A 19,271-nucleotide genomic window follows, 5' to 3' on the forward strand; every position below is an offset into this window, starting at 1 on the left:
GTCGATACCGTGGCCTCAATCCTGGCTCTTGGGAGGAGCGGAAACGTGGACCGTCGAAACTTCCTCACCGCCTCGGGCGGCACTGCCTTGTCCTTCCTGGGCGTCCCCGACGCCGAGGCCATCACCCGCCGGGTCCGTTCCGCCCCGGCGGGTGCCGTACGAGTCGGCCGCGGCGAGGCCGACGCCATCCGGCAGATGGTCCAGGTCCTCGGCGACAACGCCGCCGAATACGGCGGCGGACACGTCCGCCACCTCGCCGTCAGCTACCTCACCGACAACGTCGGCCCCTGGCTGGAGGGCCGCTACACCGAAGCTGTCGGCCGCGAGCTCTACGCGGCGACTTCGCAGCTCGCCCAGCTCATCGGCTGGATGACCCAGGACCACACCGACGACGACGCCGACGCCGCCCGCAGCTACTACGCGCACGCCTACCGGCTCGCCGACGAAGCAAACGATTCGGAACTCGCGGCCACCGCCCTGCGGGGGATGGCGGTCCAGGCCATGGGGCTCGGCCCCCGGCACCACACCAAGGCCCTAGCCCTGGCCGAGAAGTGTGTGGAACGGGCCAAGGGGCTGAGCGACCCGAGGGTCATCTCCTTCTACCAGTCCACCCTCGCCGAAGCCGCCGCCCTCGACGGGAACCACCAGCTCGCCACCACGAGCCTGGCCGCCTCCCAGACCTTCATCGAGCGCACCGCCGACGCCCCCACCGGCACCTCGTGGGCCTCCCATTTCACCATCGGACGCTGGTCGCACGCCTCCGGGCTGGTCCTCGCCCGCATGGGCGACCTCGACGGCGCCCAGGTCCAGCTCCACCAGGCCCTCGCCGTCCACGGCCTCGACCGCCGTCGCAGCCGCGCCAATGTGCTGGGCCACCTCGGGACCATCCACCTCCGCCAGGGCGACCTCGACGGAGCTCTCACGGCGTGGTCCGAGTTCCTCGACTGCGCCGAAGGCGTCCAGTCCACCCGCGTACGGGACTCCGCCGAGGACTTGCGTGTCCGCCTCGCCCGCTACCCCGACGACATGGGCGCCCAGAACCTCGCCGAACGGGCAACCGCCCTCCTCGCCCGACAGCCCTGAACACGGCCAGGCCCTGCGTCAGCCGTGGTCGGCGGCGGCTCAGAAAGAGTAGACAGTGCCGGTGGCGCGCTCGGACGCGGCCCAGAGGCGGCGCGCGGACTCCGGGTCGCGGGCCCGGCGGGCGGTGTGGACCAGGCCCGGGTGGCCCTTTGTCTCGGTCAGTCCGAGCGGCCCGTAGTACTCGCCGCCGCGTACGGCCGGGTCGGTGGCGGCCCGCAGACCGGGCAGCATCCCCCGCTCGGCCGGCTGAAGGAACAGCGGGGCGAACAGGGGGCCGATCCGGCGGAGGGCGGACGGGATATGGCGTCCGAGGCCGGTGTCGGCCAGACCGGGGTGGGCGGCCACCGAGAGGGTGTCCGCGCCCGTGTCGCCGAGCCTGCGGTGCAGTTCGAGCGCGAACATCAGATTGGCCAGTTTGGACTGGTTGTACGCCCGGAATCTGCTGTAGCGGCGCGGGGAGTCGGGGCCGTCGGGGGCGATCCGGCCCAGCCGGTGCAGATAGCTGCTGATCGTCACCACGCGTGCTCCGGGAGCGGCCCGCAGAGCGTCCAGGAGCAGGCCGGTGAGCGCGAAGTGGCCGAGGTGGTTGACGGCGAACTGCGTCTCGTGTCCGTCAGCCGTCCTGCCCTCGTCGGTCCACATCACGCCCGCGTTGTTGACCAGGAGGTCGACGCGGTCGAAGCGGTCCCGCAGCTCCTTCGCCGCGTCGCGCACGGAAGTGAGGGACGCCAGGTCCAGGCGTTGCAGCGTGAGGCGGGCCGCCGGTACGGCGGCCCTGATCCGGGCCGCCGCGAAAGCCCCCCGCTCCATGTCGCGCACGGCGAGCACGACATGGGCCCCGTGCAGCGCGAGCGTCCTGGCCGTGTGGAAGCCGATGCCGGAATTCGCTCCGGTGACCACCGCGGTGCGGCCGGTCTGATCCGGGACGTCGGCGGCGGTCCATCGGTGCTGGGCACCCATCCGTTCCTCCCTGTTCGGCGTGTGGGGCCGGGGCGTACGACGCACGGGGCGCGAGTCACAGAATCACAGAGTGGCGGAGTCGCGAGGTCGCCGTGTGCGGTCAGCTCACCGGCACTTGCGCGTGCCCGCTCCGGTAGCCGTGGGCGACGATCCGCTGCGCGGAGCGCGCGTAGTGACCGGAGTCCGCGGGCAGTTCGGTCGCGAGGGCGCTGACATAGCGGTTGTACATGCAGAAAGCGGCGGCGATCAGCACCGTGTCGTGGAGATCGGTGTCATCGGCGCCCGCCGCGCGCGCGGCGGCGACCGTCTCGTCGGAGAGCGGGCGCGCGGCGCTCTGGACCTCGCCCGCGACGCGCAGCAGGGCGCGCATCTTCTCTCCGACGGGGGCGGTCGCGGGGTCGGCGAGCACCGCCCGGACCAGTTCCTCGCCGCCCGTCAGCTGCGCCGCCGCGAAGGCGCTGTGCGAGGCGGAGCAGAACTCGGTGGCGTTCCGCTCGGAGACATACGCCGCGATCAGCTCGCGTTCACCGGGGCTCAGCGAGGACGGCGCGCGCAGCAGCGCGTTCGCGAGGTCTCCCAGCGGGGCGCCGGTGTCGGGGCGCTGGGCCAGCAGACCGCTGATTCCGGGGAGGTCGTTGTCGATGGCGATGTGCGGCACGGTGGTTCCTTTCGACGGGCGGAGGAAAGGCGGGGCGCGTGTCGCGAACAGTATCGGTCGGGGCGGGTCGGGTTCGAGTGCCGAGGGGGGCGGCCGTTCCGCGTGGTGCGGAACGCGCCGGGCGGGGTGCGGGCCCCTGGCAGAGGCTCCGGGGCCGGGCGTGCCGGGCCGGGCCTCGGGCGGGCCGGGCCGGGCCTCGGGGTGGAGCGGCCGGGGCGGTCCGAAGCGATGCGGCCGGCCCCGGCGGCGGGCATTAGGGCCACTCGACCTCGTCGTCACCGGAGTGGGCCGGGACGGCGGTCACGGTGAGAGCGATACGCATGAGGGGCTCCTCGTCAGGCGCGGAAGGGACGGTTGGGCCACAGGAGCCGTTGGACGTCTCCCGATCCCAGGAAGCTAATCCGATCCGCCCCCAATGGCAATCTTTTGCCAGACTTTGGCAACTTGCCTGTATGGAGGGTGATCGCCCCTGACCGGGAGGAAATGGGCAACGGCACCGGAGCATGGGGCGACGGGCGGACGCGCCGGCGTGCGCCCGGTGGGCGGGCGGGGGACATGCGGACACGTGCGGATACGTGGGCATCCGGGCGTACCGGCGTACCAGTCGGTGGACGCCCGTACCAGTCGGTGTACGGGCGTACACCGACTGGTACGGGCGCTGCGGCGTGCCCGGCGCACCGGCACCGGCGGGCGGGTGCGCCCGCACCGCGGGCGTCTGGGCGCGCGGAAGAGCCCGCACGGCGGGGGGCTGCCGTACGGGCTCAGGAAGGGGGTGGGCGGTATCTCGCCAGTGGGCGCCAGAGGCGCGGGGGCGGGCTATCCGGAGCCGCGGCGCGGAGGGCACCAGGGCCGGCGCGCTCGGGGGCGGGGCGTAAGCGGCGTACCGGCGGGAGATCTCCGGCCTCCCCCGCCGCGGGCCGGGAGCGCTCGCGGCTCAGCGGGAGAGGGTCACGCGACCCGTCGGCCCATGGCGGCGGGCGAGTTCAGGCCCCCCGTGAGCAGACCGTTGACGAGCAGGGTCTGGCCGCCCAGCGTGGTGGCGGCCAGGATGTCGGGCACCGCCACCGCGACGCCGAACTCCTTGCCGAGGCGCCGGGCGAGCCGGGTGACCGTCAGCGAGTCCCCGCCCAGGACGAAGAGATCCGCGTCGTCGCCCGGGGACGGGCAGTCGAGCAGCTCCGCCCACTGGCGCCTCAGAAACGCGCGGATGTCACCGGCGGTGACGACGGGCCGGGGCTGCGGAGGCGTCGCCGGCTGGGAACGCCGGCTCTCGACGAGCGCGATCTGGTCGCCCAGATTCCGCCACGACATCTCCCGCAGCGACACCACGACGCCGAACTCCTTGCTGATACGCCGGACGAGACGCGTCATCAGCAGCGAGTCGCCGCCCCGGGCGAAGAAGTCCGAGTGCTCGGTGAGGTTCGCGCAGCCGAGCAGTTCGCTCCAGGCGGCGAAGAGGGATTCCCGTACGTCCTGGGCTCGGCCCAGGGGGCCGATGACGGCAGAGCGGTCACGGGTCATTTACGCCACTCCTGTGGTCGTCGTCGGCTGCCGGTCCGGTCACAGATCCGGACCGACCTCATGTTGCCAATCAGCCTACGGCAGTCTTGCCAGATTGACAACAACTTACCCAGGTCTATGGCAACTCACTCTTGCCGAAACGCCTCCCTCTCGGTAGATGGAGCGATAGGATCCGGTGTCACAGGTTTGCCAACCTGCATACTTCCTGGATATCCTTTGGCATATCTGAAGCGAACGGTGTGACACGACCACGGCAATCCGGTCCGACCTGGAATCTCTTCATCCATCCATCCGTTGGGGCGTACACGTGCTGGAGCAGCCATCCTTCGGTCGTCGGCTGAGGCAGCTGAGGACCGAGCGCGGCCTGTCGCAGGCCGCGGTAGCCGGGGACGGAATGTCGACCGGCTATCTGTCACGCCTGGAGTCGGGCGCACGTCAGCCGACCGAGCGCGCCGTCGCCCATCTCGCCGGGCAGCTCGGCATCAGCCCCGTGGAGTTCGAGGAGTCCAGAGCGACCTCGCTCGCGCAGATCCTGTCCCTGGCCACCTCGCTCGACTCGGACGAGACCAGCGAGCTGCTGGCCGAGGCGCTGAAGTCGGCGCACGGGCAGGACCCGATGCTGCGCTGGCAGGCCCTGTGGCTGCTCGGCCAGTGGAAGCGCCGCCATGGCGACCAGGCCGCCGAGCGCCTCTACCTCGATGAACTCGTCGCGCTCAGCGAGGAGATCGGCCTGGCCGAGCTGCGGTCCCGGGCGCTGACCCAGCTGGCCCGCTCGCTGCGCGTCTCCGGCGAGATCATCCCCGCGGTCGACGCCGCCGGGGCGGCCTACCGGCTGACCCGGGAGAACGAGCTGTCCACCCAGGACGTGGCGGGCGCGCTGCTGGTGCTGGTCTCCGTCGAGGCGGAGGCGGGCCGGATGCCGGACGCCCGCCGGCACGCGGAGGAGCTGACCACCCTGGTCGATGGCCGCTCCGACGCCCTGTGGGCGGAGTCGCTGTGGACCGCCGGCGCCCTGCGGGTGCGCGAAGGCGAGTTCGCCCTCGCGCAGGAGCTGTTCCAGCGGGCTCTGGACGGCTTCGACAGCCGGGAGAACCTCACGATCTGGCTGCGGCTGCGGGTGGCCATGGCCGAGCTCCACCTCCAGAAGTTCCCGGCGGACCCCGATGCCGCCCAGCGGTGCATCGAGGCCGCGGAGGCCGCCCTGCCCTTCGCCCGGACCCCCGCGCTGGAGCAGTCCCTGACCGCGCTGCGGGCCCGGCTCGCCTTCCACGAGGGCCGGTTCGCGGACGCCCGCGCCCTGCTGGACCGGCTCGGCCGGAGCGAGCTGCGCCTGCCCTACCAGACCCGGGTCCGGCTGGAGGTGCTCGGCAACCAGCTGCGCATTCTGAACGGCGAGGAGGACGAAGGTCTCGCCGGACTTCAGCGGCTCGCCCTCAAGGCGCAGGAGAACTCGAACATCGACCTCGCCGCGGAGATCTGGCGGCTGGCCGCCGAGTGCCTCATGAAGGCCCGCGACAAGGCGTAGCGGGCCGCCGCTCCCCGGCCGGGGGCTTCTCCGCGCCCCCACTCGCTCGCTCGCCCGCCCGCTCGCTCGCTCGCTCGCTCGCCGGAGACTTCCCGCCGGGCAGTTCCGGGCGGTCCCGGCCAGGCACTTCCGCCGGTCCGCGCCCGCCGCCCCCGGCGAATCCCGCGCCCCCGCGCACACCCCTCCGCGCCCTCATTATTGCCAGCTCACCCACACTCATGGCAAGATTTTGTCTTCACTTTGGAAAGATTGGCACACCGCCCGAGCACGCTATCCCGATCAGAGGTGAAACACCATGCAGATCGCGAAGTCGAACAGGGAGAAGCCGTGCGTTGCCGTACTGGTGGACGCTCACCCATCTGGCAAACACTTGCCAAACGCCTTCGCGAAACGCGGGTTCGGGACCGTGCGTCTGCAGAGCGCACTCGACACCACCCCCGAGAAGGCCGCGGCCCGGCTGCGCCCGTACACGCCCGTGTGCGTACTCGCCTGCCGGCAGTCCGGTGTGCCGCTCGCGGACGCCCTGGCCGAGCGGCTCGGACTGCCGGGCAACAGCGTCGCCTCCTCGCCCGCCCGGCACGACCGGTACCGGGCGGGCGAGGCCCTGCGGCACGCCGGGGTGCGTGGAGCGGCGCAGTTCGCCGGGGACGACTCCGCCGCACTGGCCGACTGGGCCGCCCTGCGCGGCAGCCGCCCGGTGACGGTCGGCCCGGTGTGCCTCGCCGACCGGGGTGTGACTGTGTGTCAGGGCCCGGACGAGGTCCGCGAGACCGCCGACCGGATTCTGAGCGCCCGGCCCCGCCCCGGCGGAGCGCCGTCCCCCCGGGCGCTGGTGCGGGAGTTCCTCGGCGGCGACGCGTACACGGTGGACACCGTCTCCTGCGCCGGGCGGCGCTATGTCGCGGCGGTCCGCCGCCGTCTCACCGCGCGGCGGGACGGACGCGTCGTCCACGACCGGAGCCTTCTCGTCTCCCGCACGCTCGCCCCGGCGCCCGCGCTCATCGCGTACGCCCATGAGGTCCTCGACGCCCTCGGCGTCGTCCACGGCCCGGCCCGCACCACTGTGGTGCAGACCCCGGCCGGACCGGTCCTGCTGAAGAACTCGGCCCTGCTCGGCGACGATGTGCTGCCCGGGTACGACGATGTCTGCCTCGGCGCCAACCCGGCCGATCTGACCGCGCTGGCCTGCACCGCGCCCGACGACTTCCTCAGCCGCTGGGCGGGGCTCGGCTACGACAAGCTCTGCGAGGCCGAGGTGATCGTCATCGGGGACCGGGGGCGGAGCCCGGCCGGGCCCGGCGGCGCGGCGGTGATCGGCGCGATCGAGGCGCTGCCCTCCGTCTACTGCTTCACCCCGGGCCCCGCGCCCGCCGGACACGGCCCCGGGCGCCCTCCCTTCGGCCGGGTCCACGCCCTGAACGGCTCGGCCCGGCAACTGGAGCGGGACCGGCTCCATATCCACGGGCTCACCTCCCCGGCGGCCCTGGCGGCGCCGACGCCCACCCCGCGCGACGAGGCCGTGTGCGCCTGCTGACACGGACCCCGGCGCCGAGGCCGGGCCCTGCGCGCCCCCGCGTACCCAGACGATTGCCGAGGCGCTCCCATGACCGGTGAACTCTCCCAGCGAGCCCTGATGCAGGCCGCCGCCGAGGGCCTGCGCAAACTGGCCGCCGACCCGCGCTGCCGCACCGCTCTGGCCACGCCCGGCTCGGCGCTGTACGACCTGCTCACCCCCGCCGCACGGCGCTATGTGCTCGCCCCCGACCGGGACCGCTTCCTCCACCGGATCGCGGCACTGCGCGCGAAGGGCTATCTGGTGACCGCCGAATACGCCGCCGAACACCCTGCTGAATACGCCCCTGAGCGCACCGCCGAGCGCGTCGCCGCGGCCCCGGAGCACGGCGGGGAGCACAGCGGGGAGCCGTGCTGCGGACAGGTCGTCGAGGAGTACCTCGCCCTGCTCTCCCACGAACCGGCCCCCGAGCGGCTCGGCTTCGATCTGTCCCGTATGGGCCTCGCCCGCTCCCCGGAGCTGGCCGCGCGGAACACCGGACGCATCGCGGCTGCCGCGGCGGCCCGGGGCAGCGAGATCGTCCTCGGCATGGAGGGCTTATCGGAGGTCGACGCCGTGCTCGCCGTGTACCGCGAACTCTCCGCCCGGTACGCCAATGTGGGGGTCACGCTCCAGGCCCAACTGCACCGCACCGAGCAGGACGCACTGGCCGTCGCCCGGCCCGGCCGTACGATCCGGCTGGTCAAGGGAGCCCTTCCGGAGCCGGCCCAGGCCGCCCTGCCCCGCGGCCCGGCACTCGACGACCGCTTCCTTGAGCTGGCTCAGCGCCTGGTGGACCGGGGAGCCCGGTTGAGCCTGGCCACCCAGGACCCGGCGGTGCTCGCCGCCGCCGGGGAGCGCGGACTGCTGGAGCGCGCCGCGGAGATCGAGATGCCGCACGGGGTACAGCCTCATCTGCTGCGCCGCTACCGGGAGGCGGGCCGGGTGTGCCGGATCCACACCGTCTACGGAACGAACTGGTGGCCGCATCTGATGCGACGACTGGCCGAGCACCCCCCGACGGTGCTCAGCGCACTGGCCGACATCGGCGCGGGCCGCGCGGACGCCGAGGGGATCGGCTATTAGGGCGCTTCTGACGGACCCTGCTGGGCTCCCGTGCCCTCGCACCGCGCCCGCCCTGCCTGATGAACGCCGTGCTCAGTGCCTGCGCCGGGGACTCCCGCGGCCCGGGCGGCCCTCTCGTGGCGCGTCGGCCGTGCCGTCTTCGCCCACGGGCGCGGCTCGCGGCGCGCGGCCGGGCGGCCGGCCGTCGTCTTCCGGCGGGCCGGGGTCGCGGCGTACGCAGGGGCAGCGCACGCCGTCGCGGATTCCCTCGACCCAACCGCAGCCCGCGCACCGGCGGCAGGAGCCCTTCGCGTCGAAGTCGACGTATCCGCAGTCGAACAGACCGAAGCCGGCCCGGCGCAGAACATGAGCCCACCACAGACAGTGCGCACCGGTGAGGAGGGCGACGCAGCCGAAGACGACCAGCCAGACGGGCTCGGCCTGCGCTGCCGCCAACGAGCCGAGGACGGTCCACAGCACCCCGTAGAACAGTCCCGCGAAGGGCGTCATCTCCGCTCTCCCTCCCCCGGGCCGGGTATCCGTGCCCACCGATCGTTCCATCAGCGGGCACGGCCGTCCCGGGGACGCGGTCCTCTTCACCCCTCGGACGCGTGCCCGCCGGAGCCGGGCCGAGTAGCCGGGCGGGTCCGGCCCGCACGGGCGACCGCACGGCCGGCCGTACGAGAGTCCGCGCCGTCCCGCCCCACCCTGCACGGGGAGACCTCGGCGTGGAAGGGCAGGGGACATGGCAGCGGAGACCTTCGCCTCCGGAGGCTGGTGCGGCGTCGGCGTCGGCGTCGGCGTCCGAGTGCGTCGGGCCGCGCGTCACAACCCGCGCGACCGCGCGTCACAACCCGCGCCCCGACGCGGACCAGCGCGCAGAACGCTCCTCCCCGATCCGTCAGACCGTCAGCCCGTCAGCCCGGACGGCTCCTCGACCGCGACCGCGACCGCCGCCGCGTATCCCGGAGGCACCGTGATGTCCTCCACCCGCCAGCCGGGCGGGCCGTCCACCGCCCCCGTACCGGTGCCGAGGTAGTCGAGCGAAGGGCTGCGGGCCAGACCCGTGCCGAGGCCCTTGAGATAAGCCTCCTTGCGGACCCAGACCCGGGCGAAGGCATCCGGCCGCCCGGCCTCGGAGCAGGCCGCCAGCTCCGCCTCCTCCCGGGGATGGAGCACCCCTTTGACCTCGTCGGCGGCCTCGGCGGACCCCCGGGTCTGCACATCGACGCCGACCGGAGTGGCAGCGAACGCGAGCAGCGCGAGGTCTCCGCTGTGCGAGAGCGCGAAGTGCAGCGGCACGCCCGGATCCGCCGGCGCGGGCCGCCCGTGCGGCCCGCCGCAGCACGGGCAGGGCTCGCGCCGGAAGCGGACCCGGTCGGCGGCGATGCCCAACTGCGCGCCGAGCAGCAGCCGCAGGGCCACATGGGCGGTGACATAGCATCTGCGGTCCGCCGTCCGGCTCAGCGCGGCGGCCCGGTCCCACTCCGTCTCGTCCAGCACCCGGCGGGCCAGTTCCTCGACGACGGCGGGCCGTCTGGTCGCGTCGGCCAGCCAGAGCCTCGACGCGGCCCGGGGCAGCCCCAGCGGGCCGATGGGCGCTCCCGGTGTCAGCAGACGGGGTGTCCTGGCCATGGGCGGGGCCTGTTCGCGCGGCGGACTCGGTACGGCGAGATCAGTGCACATGACCGGTGGCCGCCGCGACAACGGACCGGCGCACACCGTCCGCTCCCCCGCGCCCCGGCGGATCCTCCGGCGGAAGCCAGGGGTCGCGGCGCGCGGGGGCGGCGGGCGCGTCCAGGCAGCGGCGCGGACGCCCCGGGAGCCGTGCTGAGGTGTTCGGCATGGTGACTCCTCACAGAGGGTCGGGTGTCGGCCGGTGTACCGCGCCCGCCGCTGCCGCTAGGCGGCGGTGACCGGCACTCCCACGGCACGGCGCAGCGCGTCGGCGCGGTCGGTGCGTTCCCAGGTGAAGCCGGGGAGCTCGCGGCCGAAGTGGCCGTACGCGGCGGTCTGGGCGTAGATCGGGCGGAGCAGGTCGAGGTCGCGGATGATCGCGGCGGGCCGCAGATCGAAGACCTCGTCGATGGCCCGCCGGATGTCCTCGACCGGGACGGTGTGGGTGCCGAAGGTCTCGACGAAGAGGCCCACCGGCTCGGCCTTGCCGATGGCGTACGCGACCTGGATCTCACAGCGGGTGGCGAGTTCGGCGGCCACCACGTTCTTGGCGACCCAGCGCATGGCGTACGCGGCCGAACGGTCCACCTTCGAGGGGTCCTTGCCGGAGAACGCCCCGCCGCCGTGCCGGGCCATACCGCCGTACGTATCGATGATGATCTTGCGGCCGGTGAGGCCCGCGTCGCCCATCGGACCGCCGATCTCGAACCGGCCCGTCGGGTTCACCAGGAGGCGGTGCCCCTCGGTGTCCAGTTTGACGCCGTCCTCCGCGAGCCGGCGCAGCTCCGGTTCGACCACGAACTCCCGGATCCCGGGCGCGAGCAGCGAGTCGAGGTCGATGCCGGACGCGTGCTGCGAGGAGATGACGACGGTGTCGAGACGGACGGCCCGGTCCCCGTCGTACTCGATGGTGACCTGGGTCTTGCCGTCGGGACGCAGATACGGGAGGGTCCCGTCGCCGCGGACCTCGGTCAGCCGGCGCGAGAGCCGGTGGGCCAGCTGGATGGGCAGCGGCATCAGCTCCGGCGTCTCGTCGCAGGCGTAGCCGAACATCAGGCCCTGGTCGCCCGCGCCCCCGGTGTCCACCCCCTGGGCGATGTCGGGCGACTGCGCGCCGATCGACACCGAGACGCCGCAGGAGGCTCCGTCGAAGCCCTTCCGCGAGGAGTCGTAGCCGATCTCCAGAATCTTCTTCCGCACCAGTTGGGCGATGGGCACATACGCGGTGGTGCTGACCTCGCCCGCGATGTGCACCAGTCCCGTGGTGACCATGGTCTCGACGGCGACGCGCGCATGGGGATCCGCGCGCAGCAGCGCGTCGAGAATCGTGTCGCTGATCTGATCGGCGATCTTGTCCGGATGTCCTTCGGTCACGGACTCCGAGGTGAACAGTCTCCCGGCCATGCCCAGTGATTCCTCTCGGTGTTCGTCGGAGATCGGATGTCCTGGTCCGGCGTTACGACGAGCCCGTTGACCGGTCGTTCGGCGTGGCGTCTCCGAACACACCGCGGGCGCACACATAAGCCCGGATCCATCCAAGTGACGAACGCGCGCGGGGAACATACGCACTTGGCCAAGTGGCGTGCCCGGCCGCCGCCGGAGCGCACTCAGGCAGATCGGCGGACGGCCCCGGGGCGTGGCCGCGGCCCCCGCTCCCCGGCTTCTGCGCACGTGAGGAGACGCCAGGGGCGCGGCCGGGTCCGAGAATATTGCTCCTCAGCGTGGAGGGAGCCGGACCTTGTCGGTGTTCGAGACCGAAGTCGCCTCCGTGGTCGTCGACGGACGGAGCCTGACCGTCGGCGCGCTGCGCTCGGTCGCCGAGCACAGCACCGGGGTGAGCCTCTCCGGCGAGGCCGTGTCCGGGGCCCGCCGCGGCAGGAGGGCGCTGGAGGAGCTGCTCCGCGCGAACCCCGTCGAAGGGGTCACCGCCTTCTTCGACGGGACCCGGCTCGCCCGCGTCGGCGCCGCCCTGGAGTGCGCGTACCAGACCAATCTGATACGGGCCCACAGCACCGGCGTGGGGCCCCTGTTCGCGGGGGACGAGACCCGGGCCATTCTGACGGCCCTGCTGAACTCGCTGGCCAAGGGGTACTCCGCGGTACGGCCCGAGGTGCTGGAGCGGCTGGCCCACTATCTGAACCACGGGGTGACGCCCGCCGTCCCCGAGCTGGGCTCCTTGGGCGCGGCGGGCGACATGGTGCCGCTCGCGCATATCGCGAGCACGCTGATCGGCGAGGGGCAGGTCGTACGGGACGGACGGCGGATGGAGACCTCGCGGCTCCTGGGTGATCTGGGGGTGCGTCCGCTGCGGCTGCGCTTCAAGGAGGGGCGGGCGCTGATCGGGGGCGTCTCGGCGATGACCGGTCTCGGCTCGCTCATCGCCGCGCGCGCCCTGGACCAGGTGCGCCAGGCGGAGATCGCGGCGGCCGTGCTGACGGGGGCCGTGGGCGGCTCGGCGGCTCCGTTCCGCGCCACGGGCCATGATCTCGCCCGTCCGCACCGGGGGCAGATCGACACGGCCGCCAATCTGCGCGAGCTGCTGCGGGACGGCTCCGCCGCCCTGGCTGGCGGAGGGTGGCCGCAGCCACCGGAGGCGTATCCGCTGCGGGCCGTCCCGCAGGTGCTCGGCGCCGTACGGCATACGCTCTACCAGACGGTCGACACGCTGGAGACGGAGCTCAACTCCGCGAGCGACGACCCGCTGTTCTTCGGGGGCCGGGAGGTCTTCCACGGGGCGAACGGCCAAGGGCAGCCGGTGGCGTTCGCGATGGACTTCGCCACGATCGCGCTGGTTCAGCTCGGCACACTGGCCGAGCGGCAGCTCGACGGGGTGCTGACGAGCGGCGCGGCGGGCGGTCTGTCCCGGTTTCTGCTCGCCGCCGATCCGGTGCTGCACCATGGCTTCGCCGCGGCGCGGTATCCGGCGCTCGCCCTGGCGGCGGAGAATCGCACCATCGGCCCGGCCAGTACGCAGAGCGTCGCCACGGGCGACGACCGGCTCGGCATCGCGAGCATGGGAATGGTCGCGGTGCGCAATGCCCGCAGAGTGCTGGAGAACAACAACAGAATCCTCGCGGTGCTGTTTCTCGCCGCCGCTCAGGCGGTCGATCTCTCCCGGCGGTTCGACGAACTGGGGCCCGCGGCGCAGGCGGCGTACGACGCGGTGCGCTCGCTGGTGCCGCCCCTGGGCGTGGACCGCGCGATGGCGGGGGACATCGAGTTGATGACCACCGCGCTGTCCCGGGGCGAAGTGCTCCGGGCGGTGAGCCGGTACGCGGCCGTCGCGCTGCGCTGACACCGGCCCACCGGGCACCGCGCCGCTGTTCACGCCGTCGCCGCACCGCCGGCTCCGGCGTCCCACCCGGCAAGGGAGGCAGAGCATGAGCGATATCCGCCCGGCGGCCCGTGGGGCCGAGGACGATCCGGCCGGCTGTACGGCGAACGACGACCCTTCCACGGCGGGGGCGCCGCCGCGCGCCACGACCGGGGTGTCGGCGTGTGACGGCGTGGAGACGCCGTCGTGTGACATCGCACCGGCAGTGGCAGTGGCACCGGCAGTGGCACCGGCACCGGCGGCGGTGCTCACCGCGGCGGCAGGCGCGACCATCGCCTACACCGCGGCGACGGCGCGGAGCGCGGCCACGGCGCTGGTGCGGATGCTGCTGCGTGAGGGGGTGTTCGCCGCCGCCGGGGGCGAGAGCCGGAACGACGGCTCGGACGGCGGATCGGGCGACAGCTCGGACGGCGGATCGGACGGCGGCTTGGACGGGGCTCCGGGCTCTTCGGGCGCGGGCGCATCCGGAGAGCCCGGGGCCGGAGAGCCCGGCGCCGGGGAGCCGGACGGCTGGGACCGGATGCGGGCCGTCGTCGCGCTGACCGAGGCACGCCGCGCGGAGGTGCCCGGTCTGCGTCTGGTGGGCGAGGCGGTGACCCGGACGGCGGCCCGCCGTCATCCCGTCAGGGCGGTGCCGGTAGCGCCGGCAGCCCCGTTGAAGTAGTGCCGCCCCCCGGAGCGCGGGGCCGGCGGGGTCTGGCCGGGAGCGCCTCCCGTGCCGCCGGGCACAGGGCGGAGGAGCTTCCCCGCGCGCTGGGCCGCCGGGGAGAGCGTGCTCCCCGTGCCCCTGCCCGCAGGGGCACGGGTACGGCAGCCGGGACTTCGACGACACGGCCCAGCGGCAGCGCCGCCCCGGCCGGGACCGCGGACACCGGTTGAGCAGTCCTGAGGATGCGCCCCGCCCGCCCGCCTGGACAGGATCGGGCGAGGCCCCGGTGGATCGCCGCGGCTGCGCGGGATCCGGGAGGTGCATGACCGTGAGGCCGGTTGTCAGAGCCGTACTGCGTGGTGCGCTGAGGCAGGTGCGGTATGTGAAGGCCGTCCCGCCCGGCGCGGCCCAGGGGACGGTCGCCGAGGTGTACGCCCAGGTCGAGCGGGACTTCGGGGTGCTCGCCCCGCCGCTGGCCCTGCATTCGCCCGCGCCGGCGCCGCTCGCCGCGAGCTGGCTGCTGCTGCGTGAGACGCTGCTGGTGGACGGCGTGGCGAGCCGGGCGGCCAAGGAGCTCACGGCCACCGCCGTCTCGGCGGCCAACTCCTGCTCGTACTGCGTCGACGTCCATCAGGCCACCCTGGAGACCCTGGGGGCGGAACGTCCCCTGCCCGGCGGGCCGGACGCGGCGCTCGCCGACTGGGCCGCCGCGAGCGGCCGGATCGTCCGGGGCGGCGGGAGTCCGGCCGTGCCGCCGGAGCTGGCCGCCGGGGCGGCCGGGGCCGCCGAGATCTTCGGAGTGGCCGTCGCCTTCCACTATCTCAACCGGATGGTCGGCGTCTTCCTCGCCGACTCCCCCGTGCCCGACCGGGCGCCGGACTTCGCGCGCGGCCCGATCCTGCGCACGGTCGCGCGGACCATGCGGCCGGTCGTGCCGGAGCCGTTGCAACCGGGGGCCTCGCTCCCGCTGCTGGCCGGGGCCCCGCTCCCGGCGGGCCTCGCCTGGGCGCGGGGGAATCCGGCGGTGGCCGACGCGCTGGGCCGGGCCGTCGCGGCCGTGGACGAGGCGGCGCACTGGGTGTCCGGGCCGGTGCGCGAACGGCTGCGCGAACGTCTGGACGGATGGGACGGCGGCCGGATGGGCCCCACCCGTGCCTGGCTGATCGAGGCGCTCGCGGGGCTGCCGACGCCCGAGCGGCCCGCGGCCCGGCTGGCGCTGCTGACCGCGTTCGCCCCGTACCAGGTCATCGACGCCGATGTGGCCGCGCTCCGCGAACGCCATCCGACCGACCGCGAGGTGATCGAGCTGACCTCCTGGGCGGCGCTGACCACCGCGACCCGTGTCGGCGCCCGGCTGACCGCGCCCCGCACCGCCGCCGGCCGCTGACCGCGCGCCGGCCGTCCCCTGCCACGCGTCGTGGTGCGGGGACGGCCGGGGGCCAGCGGCGTCGCGGGCCCCGCGCGCGAGGCAGGGGCGGGGCGGCGTACGACGGATTCCGCGAAAACGCGTGAGCCGCCCCGGAGGCAAGGGCTCAACCGGGCATCGCCGGCTGCTTGTGTCACAGATCATCGACAGCGCCAACCGAACAGGCGGATTCCCCTCTCTTGCGGAGCGTACCGACAGCCACCGTCCGCTTCCCGCACCAGCCAGGAGACATCTGCCATGCCCAGGACATCCCCTTCCGTTTCCGTGACCCGGCGTCTTCGTGGCCGGGCCATGGGACTCGTCGTGGCCGGTACGGCCCTCGCCCTCGCCGCCCCGATACCGGCGACGGCGACGACCGCGGCCGACCCGGCCCCTGCCCGTGCCGCCGCCGCGGCCGACCCGGTCTCCGTCCTGAAGTACACCGCCAAGGAACGCCGGGCCGCCCTCGCCTACTGGACGCCCGCCCGTATCAAGGCCGTCGGGAAGTCCGTGGACCTCGGTCCGACCGGGCCGAAGACCAAGCCGTACAAGGGCGCCCCGCTGAAGACCGTGGGAAGGCTCTTCTTCGTCAACGCCAACGGGGCCGACACCTGGTGCACGGGCACCGCCGTGAAGAGCGCCAACAAGTCCGTCGTGATGACCGCGGCCCACTGTGTGCGCCGGGGCTCCTCCCCTTACAACACCAACATGGACATGGTGTTCGTCCCCGGCTACAGCAAGGGCAAGCAGCCGTACGGCGCGTTCGCGGTCCGCTCCGCCGCGACCCCGCGCAGCTTTGAGACCGAGTCCGTCAACGACATGGCCGCCCTCGTCGTCGACGCCGACAAGAAGGGCCGCAAGCTCACCGACGTCGTGGGCGCCCAGGACATCGCCTTCAACCGCGCCGTCGGCGGCAAGGTCACCGCTCTCGGCTACCCCGCCACCCGCCCCCACCTCGGCGAGAAGCTCCTCCACTGCGTCGGCACGGCGAAGAAGGAGCACGGCTTGCAGTTCATCCCCTGCGACATGAGCGGGGGCTCCAGCGGTGGCCCGTGGCTCGCCGACTTCGACGCCACCACCGGCAAGGGCACCCTCGTCTCCGTCAACAGCGCCGGGGACGCCCTGATAGCGACCAAGATGTACGGAGAGCTCTTCAAGGCCACGGCCAAGAAGGTGTACGACCGGGCCCAGCACGCCTGACGCAGCACACGCGCCCAGCGCGCCTGACGCGGCGCCCTTGCCCTCGCCCTCGTCGACGGACACCACCGCCCTCCCCGCCCGTACGGTCCTGTCACGGGCGGGGAGGGCGGTGGTGCGAGGTCTCACTCCGGGTCGCCCGCCGTGGGCTGGAACTGGAACGGGCGGAAGGTCGGGAGCGGACCCGTGGGCCGGCCCGGGGCGAGCCGCAGAGTGCCGTACGGGCCCCGGGCGGGCGCGGGGACGGGGGCTTTCGGGGTGAGCGACGTGAGCGGAGCGGGGATGGGGGACTTCGGGGTGAGCGGGGTGGGGACGGGGGTTTTCGGGGCGGCGTCCAGGAGGGCCGAGCGGCCGAGGTTGCCGCGGCCGAGGAGGGCGTCCACCAGGGCCGAGCCGCCGGACGGGCCGTTCGTCCTCAGCTCCGCCGCCGCCGAGGCGAGTTCATCGGCGAGGCGGCTCACCGCGTCGGCCACGGCGGACGCGTTCTGGGCGAGGATGTCGCCCCACATCCGGCGGTCGCTGCCCGCGATCCGGGTGGTGTCCCGTACCCCGGTGCCGGCCAGCGCGAGGACCTCGGGGTCGAGATCGGTGAGCTGGGCGGCGAGCGCGGAGGACACCAGCTGGGGCAGGTGCGAGAGCGCGGCCACCGCCCGGTCGTGCCGGGCGGGAGCCATATCGGTCCGGCGGGCCCCGCAGAGCGACACCAGCGCGTCGACGGCGGCCAGGGCCTCCTTCTCGACGCCGGGGTACGGGCAGAGGATCCAGGGCCGCCCGGCGAACAGATCCGGCTGTGCGGCGGCGGGGCCGGAGAGCTCCCGGCCCGCCATCGGGTGACCCGGGACATAGCCCTGGAGGTCGCTCCCGCGCAGCTCGGCTTCCGTCCAGATGTGCTCCTTGGCGCTGGCCACATCGGTGTAGGCCCGGCCCAGGCCCCTGGCCTGGGCCTCGTACAGGGTGTCCACCACCGCGGAGGGCGGGGTGGCGATGACGACGAGGTCGGCGAGCGGTGTGTGCTCGGTGAGCGCCGTGCCGGCCCCCATGCTCCGTGCCTGGCCCAGGGTGTGGGGGTCGAGATCGTCGAGTGCGACCTCGACCCCGGCCCGGGTCAGGGCCAGCGCGATCGATGTGCCGATGAGTCCGCAGCCGATCACGATGACGCGCTCCAGGCCGGTGCTAGTCATGATCTTCTCCTTGGTGGGCTTCGCGCGGTGGGGCGGCGGGGACGGCTGAGCGAGGCGATCTGGCGGCGGGTCACCGTGCCGCGTCCGCGAACTGGCCCGGCGTACGGCCCTCACCGGCCGGGCCCCGGTAGGCCTGAGCGATGTTCAGCCACTCCTCGGCCCGCTCGCCGGTCGCGGTGAGGGCGAGGTCGTCGCGGTGCCTGCGCCGGGTCACCAGCAGGCAGAAGTCGTGCGCCGGGCCGGTGATCGTCTCGGCTCCCTCCGGGCCGACCGTCCAGATCTCGCCGGAGGGGGCCGTCAGCTCGAAGCGGAAGGGCTCGGCGGGCGGGGTCAGACCGTGCGACTGGTAGCCGAAGTCGCGGGTCAGCCAGGCGAAGTCGACGATGTTGCGCAGCCGCTCGGTGGGCTGCCTGCGGGTGCCGAGGGCGTCGGCGATGTCCTGCCCATGGCCGAAGAGCTCCATGATCCCGGCGCAGGCGAGGACCGCCGGCGGCAGCGGGTTGACGAGCCAGGGCACGACCTGGCCCTCGGGCACCGCGGCGAGGGCGTCGACGGACGCCGTGCCCAGCGCCCGGAACCGGGCGAGCAGTTCCTTCGGCGGGAAGCTGTTGAACTGCTGCAGAGCGGCGTTCACCGCGCCGTCGAAGTTGCCCGCGGCGGCGGTGGTGATGGCCTGGAACGCCTGCGGGTCGGCGGCGGCCGTCCTCGCGAGGTTGAAGACGAAGGTGAGATGGGCGATCTGGTCGGCGACGCTCCAGCCGGGGGCGGGGGTCTCGGTCCGCCAGGCGGCGTCGTCGAGGTTCTCCACCAGCGCGGCGACCTCCTCGATGTCGGCGGCGAGGTGCTTGAGGATGTCGTTGAGGCTGTTCATGGTCTTTCTCCTTCGGCTGTGGCAAGGCGTGGGCGGACGGATGTCGATGCTGGTTTCATGAAGCAACTCACTGGTCGGCGGAGCGCCGGCCCGCGGTGGATCCGGTCAGGCGGCCCGGCCCGTGAGCGAGCGGACCCGGCCCGAGTACGGCGCCAGCGCCTCGGCCAGCGCCCCGGGGATCAGGGACGGCACGGTCGCGGTGTTGGGACCCCGCATGCAGGCGATCCGCTGCCTGCCGCGGGCCACCAGGATCTCGGCGCCCCCGGTCACCTTGACGTAGTCGAAGGTGAACTCCAGCTGGGTCTGGCCCAGCTCGGACAGGCGCATCCGGATAGACAGCTCGTCGAAGGCGGTGATCTCGGCGAAGAACTCGCAGTCGACCTTGAGGGTGAAGAGTTTGAGATCGTCCTGCACCTCGGCGAGGACGGTCGGGGCCTTCTCCTTCAGGAACAGCTCCCGGCAGCGGCCCTGCCAGCGCAGATAGTTCACGTAATAGACATTGCCGACGAGGTTGGTCTCCTCGAAGCCGACGGTGTGGCTGTACTCGAAGTAATCGGTGCTCGTCGCGGTCATCGTCTGTGCCTTCCTCGTGA

Annotated in this window: 18 protein-coding genes; 8 read left to right on the forward strand and 10 right to left on the reverse strand. The window is 73.4% G+C overall.

Annotated features, from left to right (window positions below):
* Positions 1-45: 45 nt before the first annotated feature.
* On the forward strand, positions 46-1,083 hold the full coding sequence (locus tag FF041_RS32185) for a tetratricopeptide repeat protein (protein WP_323393315.1): 1,038 nt from the start codon (positions 46-48) through the stop codon (positions 1,081-1,083).
* Between the two features lie 39 nt (positions 1,084-1,122).
* Here FF041_RS32185 and FF041_RS32190 read toward each other — a convergent pair whose 3' ends face one another.
* The 3 genes from FF041_RS32190 to FF041_RS32200 form a co-directional block, all read right to left on the reverse strand.
* Complete coding sequence (locus FF041_RS32190; RefSeq protein WP_153525993.1) at positions 1,123-2,043, reverse strand: oxidoreductase; 921 nt, start codon at positions 2,041-2,043, stop codon at positions 1,123-1,125.
* Between the two features lie 100 nt (positions 2,044-2,143).
* The gene (locus FF041_RS32195) at positions 2,144-2,701 is read right to left on the reverse strand and encodes a carboxymuconolactone decarboxylase family protein (RefSeq protein ID WP_323393317.1); all 558 of its coding nucleotides are present in this window, start codon (positions 2,699-2,701) and stop codon (positions 2,144-2,146) included.
* A 948-nt stretch (positions 2,702-3,649) separates the two neighbouring features.
* On the reverse strand, positions 3,650-4,222 hold the full coding sequence (locus tag FF041_RS32200) for an acyl carrier protein (RefSeq protein WP_153480935.1): 573 nt from the start codon (positions 4,220-4,222) through the stop codon (positions 3,650-3,652).
* A 307-nt stretch (positions 4,223-4,529) separates the two neighbouring features.
* Here FF041_RS32200 and FF041_RS32205 point away from each other — a divergent pair, with 307 nt between their 5' ends.
* The 3 genes from FF041_RS32205 to FF041_RS32215 all read left to right on the forward strand — a co-directional run bounded on the left by FF041_RS32205 (position 4,530) and on the right by FF041_RS32215 (position 8,385).
* Positions 4,530-5,747, forward strand: coding sequence for a helix-turn-helix domain-containing protein (locus FF041_RS32205; RefSeq protein ID WP_323393319.1), 1,218 nt, complete (start codon positions 4,530-4,532; stop codon positions 5,745-5,747).
* A 406-nt stretch (positions 5,748-6,153) separates the two neighbouring features.
* Positions 6,154-7,281: a phosphoribosylglycinamide synthetase gene (locus FF041_RS32210; RefSeq protein ID WP_153525995.1), complete on the forward strand. Its 1,128-nt coding sequence runs from the start codon at positions 6,154-6,156 to the stop codon at positions 7,279-7,281.
* Between the two features lie 69 nt (positions 7,282-7,350).
* Positions 7,351-8,385, forward strand: coding sequence for a proline dehydrogenase family protein (locus tag FF041_RS32215; RefSeq protein WP_153525996.1), 1,035 nt, complete (start codon positions 7,351-7,353; stop codon positions 8,383-8,385).
* Between the two features lie 72 nt (positions 8,386-8,457).
* Here the strand turns inward: FF041_RS32215 and FF041_RS32220 are convergent, their stop codons facing one another.
* From FF041_RS32220 to metK, 4 genes are all read right to left on the reverse strand, one after another.
* The gene (locus FF041_RS32220; RefSeq protein WP_153525997.1) at positions 8,458-8,874 is read right to left on the reverse strand and encodes a hypothetical protein; all 417 of its coding nucleotides are present in this window, start codon (positions 8,872-8,874) and stop codon (positions 8,458-8,460) included.
* A gap of 399 nt (positions 8,875-9,273) precedes the next feature.
* The gene (locus FF041_RS32225; RefSeq protein WP_153525998.1) at positions 9,274-9,999 is read right to left on the reverse strand and encodes a 4'-phosphopantetheinyl transferase family protein; all 726 of its coding nucleotides are present in this window, start codon (positions 9,997-9,999) and stop codon (positions 9,274-9,276) included.
* Positions 10,000-10,039: 40 nt separating this feature from the next.
* Positions 10,040-10,210, reverse strand: coding sequence for a hypothetical protein (locus FF041_RS32230; protein WP_153525999.1), 171 nt, complete (start codon positions 10,208-10,210; stop codon positions 10,040-10,042).
* Between the two features lie 56 nt (positions 10,211-10,266).
* Positions 10,267-11,445: a methionine adenosyltransferase gene (metK, locus tag FF041_RS32235; protein WP_153526000.1), complete on the reverse strand. Its 1,179-nt coding sequence runs from the start codon at positions 11,443-11,445 to the stop codon at positions 10,267-10,269.
* Between the two features lie 340 nt (positions 11,446-11,785).
* Between metK and FF041_RS32240 the strand changes: the two genes are divergently transcribed.
* From FF041_RS32240 to FF041_RS32255, 4 genes are all read left to right on the forward strand, one after another.
* Positions 11,786-13,336, forward strand: coding sequence for an aromatic amino acid lyase (locus FF041_RS32240; RefSeq protein WP_407698217.1), 1,551 nt, complete (start codon positions 11,786-11,788; stop codon positions 13,334-13,336).
* An 85-nt stretch (positions 13,337-13,421) separates the two neighbouring features.
* A complete protein-coding gene (locus tag FF041_RS32245) occupies positions 13,422-14,039 on the forward strand; it encodes a hypothetical protein (protein ID WP_153526002.1) in 618 nt (205 codons plus the stop codon).
* Positions 14,040-14,352: 313 nt separating this feature from the next.
* Positions 14,353-15,411, forward strand: coding sequence for a carboxymuconolactone decarboxylase family protein (locus FF041_RS32250; RefSeq protein ID WP_323393323.1), 1,059 nt, complete (start codon positions 14,353-14,355; stop codon positions 15,409-15,411).
* Between the two features lie 303 nt (positions 15,412-15,714).
* A complete protein-coding gene (locus FF041_RS32255; RefSeq protein ID WP_323393324.1) occupies positions 15,715-16,629 on the forward strand; it encodes a trypsin-like serine peptidase in 915 nt (304 codons plus the stop codon).
* Positions 16,630-16,751: 122 nt separating this feature from the next.
* On the opposite strand, the gene FF041_RS32260 is transcribed toward FF041_RS32255, so the two are convergent.
* The 3 genes from FF041_RS32260 to FF041_RS32270 all read right to left on the reverse strand — a co-directional run bounded on the left by FF041_RS32260 (position 16,752) and on the right by FF041_RS32270 (position 19,251).
* Positions 16,752-17,807: a prephenate dehydrogenase gene (locus FF041_RS32260; protein WP_153526004.1), complete on the reverse strand. Its 1,056-nt coding sequence runs from the start codon at positions 17,805-17,807 to the stop codon at positions 16,752-16,754.
* A gap of 70 nt (positions 17,808-17,877) precedes the next feature.
* On the reverse strand, positions 17,878-18,678 hold the full coding sequence (locus FF041_RS32265) for a TIGR03084 family metal-binding protein (RefSeq protein WP_153526005.1): 801 nt from the start codon (positions 18,676-18,678) through the stop codon (positions 17,878-17,880).
* A gap of 105 nt (positions 18,679-18,783) precedes the next feature.
* Entirely contained in the window at positions 18,784-19,251 is a 468-nt protein-coding gene (locus tag FF041_RS32270; protein ID WP_153480248.1) for an acyl-CoA thioesterase, read from the reverse strand.
* Positions 19,252-19,271 lie beyond the last annotated feature (20 nt).

This window comes from Streptomyces jumonjinensis, assembly GCF_009600885.1.
GTDB classification, from domain to species: Bacteria; Actinomycetota; Actinomycetes; order Streptomycetales; family Streptomycetaceae; genus Streptomyces; species Streptomyces jumonjinensis.